Below are 1570 nucleotides of genomic sequence, written 5' to 3' on the forward strand. Positions count from 1 at the left end.
TACCTATGGCAAAACAGAAAAGATGATAGGTAACTGGCTGGCAGCTAATTCGAGTAAACGAGGTGACATTATTCTGGCCTCAAAGATTGCAGGAAATGGCCTACCTTGGATACGCGGGGGTGGTGACATCACGGGTGAGTCGATTATCACCTCAGTAGACGCATCCTTAAAGCGCCTTAAGACCGACTACATCGACCTCTACCAACTCCATTGGCCCAATCGTACCTCGCCTCACTTCGCCAAACATTTCCCTGGTCGAATTTCTTTTACCGATGTAGACCGTCAGGCACACTCCGATCAAATGCTAGAAATTCTTCAGGCTTTAAATGACTGCATCAAAGCCGGGAAAATTAGACATTGCGGTTTATCAGACGACACACCTTGGGGGATCAATGAGTACTTACGTTTAGCTGAAAAGCACTCGCTTCCCAAGATGGTATCAATACAAAATGAGTTTAATCTACTACATACCAAAGACTGGCCTTACCTGATTGAAAACTGTGTTCACCAGGATGTCGCTTACCTTCCCTGGTCTCCGCTTGGTGGCGGCGTATTAAGCGGTAAATATCTAAATGGAGAAAGGCCTGATGGTAGTCGCTGGAGCATTCCACAACGCAATGGTATTTTACGGGACAAGCCAAATGTCGAGACGGCTGTCAGTGCCTATGCCTCGATTGCTAAGCAACTCGATATCACGCCGGCACAATTGGCATTAGCCTGGTGTAATCAGGTCGATGGTGTCACATCAACAATTATTGGCGCCACCAGTTTGCAGCAGCTGGAAGAAGATATCGAAGCCTTTAAAGTTGAGTTATCCAAAGATGACCTGAAGGCTATTTTCAAAGTACTTAGGGAATACCCTTTGCCTTTCTAGCACAAAAAAGCTCTATAAACCCTGAGAAAAGGCGAGCTCTACACTTAGCCCGCCTAATTCAGAATCAGATAATCTTAGCGTCCCGCCGTAGCTCTCGACAATATCATTTACTACAGCTAAACCTATTCCTTGGCCGGGAATCGTAGTGTCCGCGCGCTGGCCTCGTCTGACGAGCTTTGCCTGCTCAGCTTCACTTATCCCCGGGCCATCATCTTCAATGGTGATCCGTAAGGTATTGTCATGGGCCCTTGCATGAACATTAACCTGCGCCTTTCCGTATTTAAAAGCATTATCGATCAAGTTGCCTAAGAGCTCTATCAGGTCACCTTCATCTCCCCTAAAGACTGCGTCGCCGGAGATATCACAAGCCAAAGTCATCGACTTATCATGATAGACCTTGCCCATGGCTGCACAGATTTTATCGCACAAGGGTTTGACTACTACGGCCTTATTAAACGGGGCTGCCACACCCCCAACGGCGCGTGTTAGCTGGTAGGAAAGTATTTTATCGATGCGCTCATTCTGCTCCTCAATATCCTGGAGCCATGAGGTATTGCGCATATCATCAGGTAGGGAGTTTCCCGCCTGATTCAAGGCGCTGCTAATAATGGCAGAAGGGTTTTTAATGCTATGTGCCAGGTCCGCTAAGGTATTCCGATAGCGTTCTCGCTGATGAGCTTCGTGGGAAATAAGACG

At 47.4% G+C, this 1570-nt stretch carries 2 protein-coding genes; one reads left to right on the top strand and one right to left on the bottom strand.

The genetic code is table 11. The features are described 5' to 3' along the window. Positions 1-874: aldo/keto reductase (locus A3729_RS07705; protein ID WP_068633558.1), on the top strand; the 874-nt coding region annotated here is incomplete at its 5' end. 12 nt (positions 875-886) lie between these two features. On the opposite strand, the gene A3729_RS07710 is transcribed toward A3729_RS07705, so the two are convergent. Beyond that, on the bottom strand, positions 887-1570 hold a 684-nt coding region (locus tag A3729_RS07710), incomplete at its 5' end, for an ATP-binding protein (RefSeq protein WP_156497779.1).

It is taken from the genome of Oleiphilus sp. HI0043 (assembly GCF_001634935.1).